At 64.8% G+C, this 6733-nt stretch carries 7 protein-coding genes and 1 riboswitch; of the genes, 3 read left to right on the top strand and 4 right to left on the bottom strand.

Annotated features, from left to right (window positions below; translation table 11 throughout):
* Window positions 1-957: MFS transporter (locus AC1D00_RS20780; protein WP_477011955.1), on the bottom strand; the 957-nt coding region annotated here is incomplete at its 3' end.
* Between the two features lie 139 nt (window positions 958-1096).
* Window positions 1097-1174, bottom strand: a riboswitch (Fluoride riboswitch).
* A 318-nt stretch (window positions 1175-1492) separates the two neighbouring features.
* Here AC1D00_RS20780 and AC1D00_RS20775 point away from each other — a divergent pair.
* Window positions 1493-2356, top strand: a complete 864-nt coding sequence (locus tag AC1D00_RS20775) for a DUF1194 domain-containing protein (RefSeq protein ID WP_404558297.1) — start codon at window positions 1493-1495, stop codon at window positions 2354-2356.
* 160 nt (window positions 2357-2516) lie between these two features.
* The gene (locus AC1D00_RS20770; RefSeq protein WP_135177373.1) at window positions 2517-3152 is read left to right on the top strand and encodes a hypothetical protein; all 636 of its coding nucleotides are present in this window, start codon (window positions 2517-2519) and stop codon (window positions 3150-3152) included.
* 39 nt (window positions 3153-3191) lie between these two features.
* On the opposite strand, the gene AC1D00_RS20765 is transcribed toward AC1D00_RS20770, so the two are convergent.
* Together AC1D00_RS20765 and AC1D00_RS20760 are read right to left on the bottom strand one after the other, a co-directional pair.
* The gene (locus tag AC1D00_RS20765) at window positions 3192-3965 is read right to left on the bottom strand and encodes an enoyl-CoA hydratase/isomerase family protein (RefSeq protein WP_477011954.1); all 774 of its coding nucleotides are present in this window, start codon (window positions 3963-3965) and stop codon (window positions 3192-3194) included.
* A gap of 16 nt (window positions 3966-3981) precedes the next feature.
* A complete protein-coding gene (locus tag AC1D00_RS20760; RefSeq protein ID WP_477011953.1) occupies window positions 3982-4809 on the bottom strand; it encodes a nucleotidyltransferase domain-containing protein in 828 nt (275 codons plus the stop codon).
* Window positions 4810-4938: 129 nt separating this feature from the next.
* On the opposite strand from AC1D00_RS20760, the gene AC1D00_RS20755 reads away from it, so the two are divergent.
* Window positions 4939-5322 (top strand): bleomycin resistance protein, encoded by a 384-nt coding sequence (locus tag AC1D00_RS20755; protein ID WP_477011952.1) that lies wholly within the window; start codon window positions 4939-4941, stop codon window positions 5320-5322.
* Between the two features lie 30 nt (window positions 5323-5352).
* On the opposite strand, the gene AC1D00_RS20750 is transcribed toward AC1D00_RS20755, so the two are convergent.
* Window positions 5353-6411, bottom strand: a complete 1059-nt coding sequence (locus AC1D00_RS20750) for a class I SAM-dependent methyltransferase (RefSeq protein ID WP_477011951.1) — start codon at window positions 6409-6411, stop codon at window positions 5353-5355.
* Window positions 6412-6733: the final 322 nt, after the last annotated feature.

The following is a 6733-nucleotide window of genomic DNA, read 5'->3' as shown; positions in this document are numbered from 1 at the left end:
CAGCCCCCACAACGCGACACCGAGCGCCAGGCCGCCAAGGTTCGGCAGCAGCGCGAGTGCGAGGTCGGCGCCGCAGAGGAAGAGGAGGCCGAGCGCGAGCAGGGCGGTCCGGTTGATGCGGTCCGACAACACGCCGGCCGGATAGGCCGACAGCGCGTAGACGATGTTCATCAGCACCAGCACCGCAGGCACCCACATCGCATTGAGGCCGATGTTCTGCGCGCGCAGGATCAGGAAGGCTTCGCTGAAGCGCGCGAGCGTGAAGACGATTCCGACCGCCACGACGCGCCAGTAGACCGCTCCGAGCTGCCGCATCGCAGCGAGATTGAGCGGATTTTTCGCAGATTCCCGGCTTGGGTCCGGCTCCGGCTCGCTCACGGCAAAGGCGATCAGGCCGAAGGACAGAAAGGCCGGCAGCACGGCAACCCAGAACACGGCGGTAAAATTGTCAGCCGTCCACCACATCAGGCCGATCGCCGCGAGCGGTCCGACGAAGGCGCCGATGGTGTCGAGCGATTGGCGCAGGCCAAAGCTCGCGCCGCGCAGGCCGATGGGAGCGATATCGGCGATCAGCGCATCGCGCGGCGCGCCGCGGATGCCCTTGCCGACCCGGTCGATGAAGCGCGCGGCCACCAGCCATTCGACGCTGGGCGCGAGCGGGAACAGCGGTTTGGTGAAGGCGGCCAGCCCGTAGCCGAGGGCGGCGAGCAGCTTGCGGCGGCCGAGCCAGTCCGACAGCGCGCCGGAGAAGATCTTGGTGATCGAGGCCGTCGCCTCCGCAATTCCCTCGATGAAGCCGACCGTGAGCGTCGAGGCGCCGAGCACGGTGACGAGATAGACCGGCAGCAGCGCGTGGATCATCTCGGAGGAGATGTCCATCAGCATCGAGACGAAGCCGAGCACCCAGATCCCTCTGGGCAGCCCGGCACGCGCAGCATTCGGTGTCGTCGTCGTCACGCCTCGGATTTCCCCTTGAAGTTCTCCTTGGCCTTCACGTCCTGGCCTTCTCGCTGCCTTCGTCGTCAGGCAACAAAAAACCCGCCATCGGCGGGTTTGTCCATGCTCCCGCCAAAGGCAGAGGCTCAAAATTGCCCCACCTCAAGCAGGAGTCATCAGCCCATCACGGTCACCGACCGCCGGGYGGTTGTCGGGGGACTCCATCCCCATCTGTGCGGCCAGCCTAGCATGGAAATCGCGTCGGACAAGTGGGCGGGACGCTCCATCCCACGAGTCGTCATTCCAGGGCGACGCGCAGTATCGAACCCGGAATCTCGAGATTCCCGGACGCAGGGCGCGCCGGAGCTTCGCGTTTCGCGAGCCCTGGAATGACGGCGCAGGTGATTGCGCGTTCCGACGTCATCGCTATGGCCAAACGACGGCAAGTCGCCGCAACGACGCAAATTCCTAACTTGAATGTGAAGCGCAAGCGATCTTCGCACTTTGCGGCAAGGCGATTGCATGTCACCATCGCGTCATACGACGGGAGGCTGCGATGCGCTTGCTGTTCTCGATCGGGGCTGTGCTGGTGGCCGGCGTGCTCGCCGGGGGGGATGTTGCGGGCTTCGCCGCACCAGGACCTAAATTTGAGGCGTCCAAGGATCGATCGCAGCGGCCGGCGGCCGACAGGGACGCGCAGACGGTCGATGTCGAACTGGTCCTTGCGGTCGACGTCTCCTACTCCATGGACATGGACGAGCTCGCGATCCAGCGCGAAGGCTATGCGCAGGCGATCCAGTCGAAGGAGTTCTTGCAGGCGCTGAAGCTCGGTCCGAACGGCCGGATCGCGGTGACCTATTTCGAGTGGGCTGCTTCCAGCGACCAGAAGATCATCATTCCCTGGCGGTTGATCGACGGACCGGAGACCGCGGATGCGGTCGCCGCCGAAATCTTGAAGACGCCGATCCGGCGCGCCTCGCGCACCTCGATCTCCGGCGCGATCACGTTCGCGATGCCGCTGTTCGACGAGGATCCCTATCGGGGCTTGCGCCGCGTCATCGACATCTCCGGCGACGGTCCCAACAACAATGGCGGCCCGGTCACGGTGGCGCGCGACGCCGCGCTCGAGAAAGGCATCGTCATCAACGGCCTGCCGATCATGGTCAAGGAGCCGTCCTATTCGACCATGGATATCGACAATCTCGACTACTACTACGAGGATTGCGTGATCGGCGGTCCCGGCTCCTTCGTCATCACGATCAAGGACCGCGAGAAGTTCAAGGAAGCGATCCGCACCAAGCTCCTGATGGAGGTCGCAGGCCGCACGCCGGAGCGTCCCGTGGTGCGCGTTGCGGACAAGGAGCCGCGCGTCAGCTGCATGATCGGCGAGAAGATCTGGTCGGATCGCTGGGGACGCTAAGGCAGGCCCCGGCTGAGGCGTTTTGCCGTGTCAGCCGGCGGTTGAACTTAACCGMTCATTAACCTGCGCGTGGCCCTAATCGGATGGTTCCGTTCATTTCCGGCCAGCATACTGACATTGCTGGAGCGAACGAAAGCGGGTTTTTCCGCCGAGCAATCCAATGGCCATCGTCACATCGAGCACCAGCCAGATTTCGCCCGCGAACGAGCGGATCTTTCACCAGAGCACTCTGGTCGGTGACTGGAAGGGCAATTGGGTGGGCAACAACCAGCCCGTCGGCTTCAAGGTCGTGAACATCCGCGGTGCCCGGGCGCAGGTCGAGTATACCCATAACGGGCATACCGAACGCGGCTTCGGCGAGGTCCAGGGCTCGCTTATCACGTTCGGCGGCGTCACGGTCGGCACCAAGGACGGCAAGAACATGGTGCTCCTGTTCTCCGCGGGTGGCGCTGGCAAGCAGACCGCCAATCTCGAGAAACAGGCGCCTCCGGCCTCCGACAGCCGTCTGATGGGAAGCTGGGGCGGCTATTCCAGCGACAACGGCAAGAGCGCGAGCTTCAAGGTGCTCGCCGTCAACGGCAAGGAGGCGCAGGTCAGCGTCACCACCGACGGCATCACCCGGCAGGGCACGGGCTACGTCTACAAGAACGTCATCATGTTCGGGCAGGCGCAGATCGCGACCGATGACGGGAAGAACGGCAAGATCATCTACCAGGTCGGCACCAAGTCCTTCATGGTGCCCGTGACGAAATATCCGCCGGCCGATTCATCGTCTTCGGTCGACAAGACCGCCTGAACGCTTCGCGTTCCCGACTCGCGCCGCGACCGGCCGTCCTCACCATTTCGCTGCCCGCTTCTCCACGAACGCCCTCAGGCCCTCCTGCGCCTCGTCCGACGTCGCGACGTTGCAGAAATCGTCCACGGCGCTGGCAATGCTGCGCCGATAGTCGAGGTCGATCTGGCGCATGAAGGCGGCCCGGCCCATCCGCAGCACCGCGGCCGATTTCGCGGCGAACTGCGCCGCGAGCCTCACGACCTCGGCCTCGAGCGCCGTATCTCCGACGACGCGGTTCACCACGCCGAGTTCGCGTGCCTCGGCGGCGCTGAAGACGCGGCCGGTGAACAGCAGCTCGAAAGCGCGGTGGCGTCCGACGATGCGCGGCAGATGCGCGTAGTGGATCGCGGGAATGACGCCGACGTCGATCTCGGGATAGCCGAACGTTGCACTCTCGGATGCCAGCACGACGTCGCAGGACACTGCCATGGTCATGCCACCGCCGCGGGCCGCGCCAGCGACMGCAGCGATCGACGGCTTTCCGAGCCCGTACTGGGCATCGTAAAGGTCGATATAGAGCGCCTGGAGGAATTCGCGGATCTCGGCGCCCGATTTGCCAAGCAGGATGTCGAGATCGAGGCCCGCCGAAAAGCGCCTGGCAATCGCGCTCGCCAGCACGACCACGCGCGCATCAGGATCGTCGGCGGCGCGGCGGAGAGCGGCGACCACCGCCCGGATGACCTCGAGGCTCAGCGCATTGACGGGCGGGCGGCGCAGCGTGATGCGGGCGACGTTGCCGATGCATTCGTAAGTGACGGGACTGTCGGATGTCACCTGGTGCTCCGTGTTTTCAAGACGTCAGTAGCTTCAGCTGTCGGTCGACCCTGCGCGAGACTTCGCAAGCCGGCGCCAGGGCGCCGCTGCCGATCTGCCGCCAGATCTCGTCCGCCTGCTGCACCAGATGCGGGATGGTCAGCGGGAGGCCGGCCGCCTCCTGGAGCGCGCCCTTTTCATTGACGAGATAGCGTTCGTTCAGTGCGAACAGCACCTGCGCGAGGCACGCGAGCGACCTGTAGAGGCATCCTGCGACATGGGTCTGCTCGCCGCGCGCCACCGCAAGTTCTGCATTCTCGATGCCGAACGAGATTTCCCACTGAAAGCGCCGGATCAACGCCGTACGCAGCGGCGACGGATAGGGCAGCGCAATCGATTTCAGCCGGGCGATTAGCGCCTGCGGATCGTGCAGTGGCCGGCAATAGGCGATCTCGCCCATCCAGATCGCCGAGCAGAAGCCGTGCGGATGACCAGGCTGGTAGTCCATGGTGACCACGCCGGCGCGGCAGGATTGCATCACCGCCTCGACCGCGTCGGCGTTGCGGTAGAGCAGGTCCACCTTGCGGCCTTCCACCGACAGCCAGGCGCCGCCGACGATCCACGGGCCCCATTCGCCGACCGGCGTCACGGCCGTGGCGGCGGGATCGTCGGCGATCTCCTTTGCGGCGGCGAGTAGCCGATCCGTATCGAGCGGGCTCGCCGCCGAGAAGTACAATCCCATGTCGTAATCGGAGGAAGCATGCGCGCTGCCCCGCGCGCGCGAGCCGCCGAGCACGATGGCAGCGATGCCCGGCACCTTGGCAAAGGCGGATGTCAGGCGCGTGAGCAGGGGATCGTGCGGCATGACTCCCGTTCCGGCGGACTCGCGCCGCCTTGTTCGGGCGACAGCTTACGGTGCGGCTTGGGCCGTGCAAGACCTCCAGCGCGCATGTTAGCCTGCGCGCCGGAGATTGCTTGCCAGAGGGAGGGACCAATGACCGACGAACACCCGATGATGGCCGGCTCCGCCACCGTCTTCGTCGTCTCCGACATCGCTGCCAGCCTCGCCTATTACCGCGACGTGCTCGGCTTCGAGGTCACCTTCGAATACGGTGAGCCTCCGTCTTATGCCTGCCTCTGCCGTGATGAGGTCGGCCTGCACTTGCTCGCGGCGGCCGCAACGAAACGGTTGCCCGGACAGGGCGGTCTTTGCGTTTTCGTCAGAGATGTCGACCGGATCTATGCCGAGGTATCAGGACGCGGCGCCAGGCTGCTCAATCAACCGGAGGACCGCGACTATGGCATGCGCGACTTCGACGTCGTGGATGCCGACGGCAATCAGCTCACATTTGGCATGGGGACGGGCGCCGCGGCCTGACATCGTCGGCCGCGCACGTCCGCCGTTGAGTCAGATGCGCGCCTCCAGGATCAGGTTGAACGGCGTCTCGGCGGCGCGGCGGAAGCGCGTCAGGCCGCCTTCGCGGGCGACCTTGCGCAGCCTTGCTTCGCCCGCTTGTGCACCCAGTGCGAGGCCGACCTCCTGGTCGAGCGAGGCCGGTGTGCAGATCATGGTCGACGCCGCATAGTAGACGCGGCCGACCGGATTGAGATTGTCTTCGAGGCGGTCGCCCGCGAACGGCTCGACCAGCATGCAGGTGCCGTCCTTGGCCATGGATTCGCGCACGTGGCTGATGGCGCCGACGGGATCGCCCATGTCGTGCAGGCAATCGAAGAAGCAGACGAGATCGTAGCCTTCGGCCGGATAGGTCTTGGCCGAGTGAACAGCGAAGCTGACCCGGTCGCCCAGCTTGGCCTCGACGGTCGCCTTTCGCGCGGCCTCGATCGAGCCCTCGTGATAGTCGAAGCCGTAGAATCGGGAGTTCGGGAAGGCTTTCGCCATCAGCCGCGTCGAAACGCCATGCCCGCAACCGACATCGGCGACCTTGGCACCGCGCTCGAGCTTGTCCACGACGCCGTCGAGCGCGGGCAGCCACTCCTGCACCAGATGATGCATGTAGCCGGTGCGGAAGAAGCGGGCGGTGCCGCAGAACAGGCACTCGCTCCGCCGGTTCCAACCGACACCCTTGCCGGACTTGAATGCATCCGTAATCTTCGGTTCGTCGAGAAACGCCGCGGCAATGACATTGCCGACTGCGCCGAGGAACACCGGGCTGTCCTCGTCGGCAAGCGCCATCGCCTGCTCCGGCAGCATCGAGAATTTTCCTGAAGCGGTATCATATTCGACGTAACCAGAAGCCGCCTGGCTCGCCAGCCACTCGCGGACGTAGCGTTCGTTCGTTCCGGTGGCGCTCGCCAGCTCGGCGGAGTTCATCGGTCCCTTGGCGGCGAGGGCGCGGTAGAGGCCGAGCTTATCGCCCAGCAGGACCAGCGATGCGTTCATCGCCGCCCCCACCTCGGTGATCATCTTGCCCATAAAGGCATTCAACCTGTCGGAATTGACCTCCATGACAACCTCCATCCAATGGCGTTTTCAAAGGTCTTTCGGACCAAGGCATGGGCGCGGGCTTGCGCGTCCCTTAATTGGGTCCATCCGTCACGGAGCAGGTTCAATGTGTCAGGAAAAGGTGATCCCGGAACTGGATGAGCCGGCCACCGGCATCGCGTCGCTGGCAATCTTGTGGTCCTGCGAGAATGATTTGGGGACGTTCTGACGGTTACCCGAATGCTAGGCTCTACTTCTTCACGTGCGCTCGCAACCCTCTTCGCCGTGCTCTGCTTCTGCGGAGCCCGGGCTCATGCGCAAGTTGCACCCTTGAGGTATTGGGTCC

Source organism: Bradyrhizobium sp. P2_E8 (genome assembly GCF_056403875.1).
The sequence above is the reverse complement of the archived record's forward strand: the minus strand, read 5'-3'. Positions and strand labels throughout refer to the sequence as shown.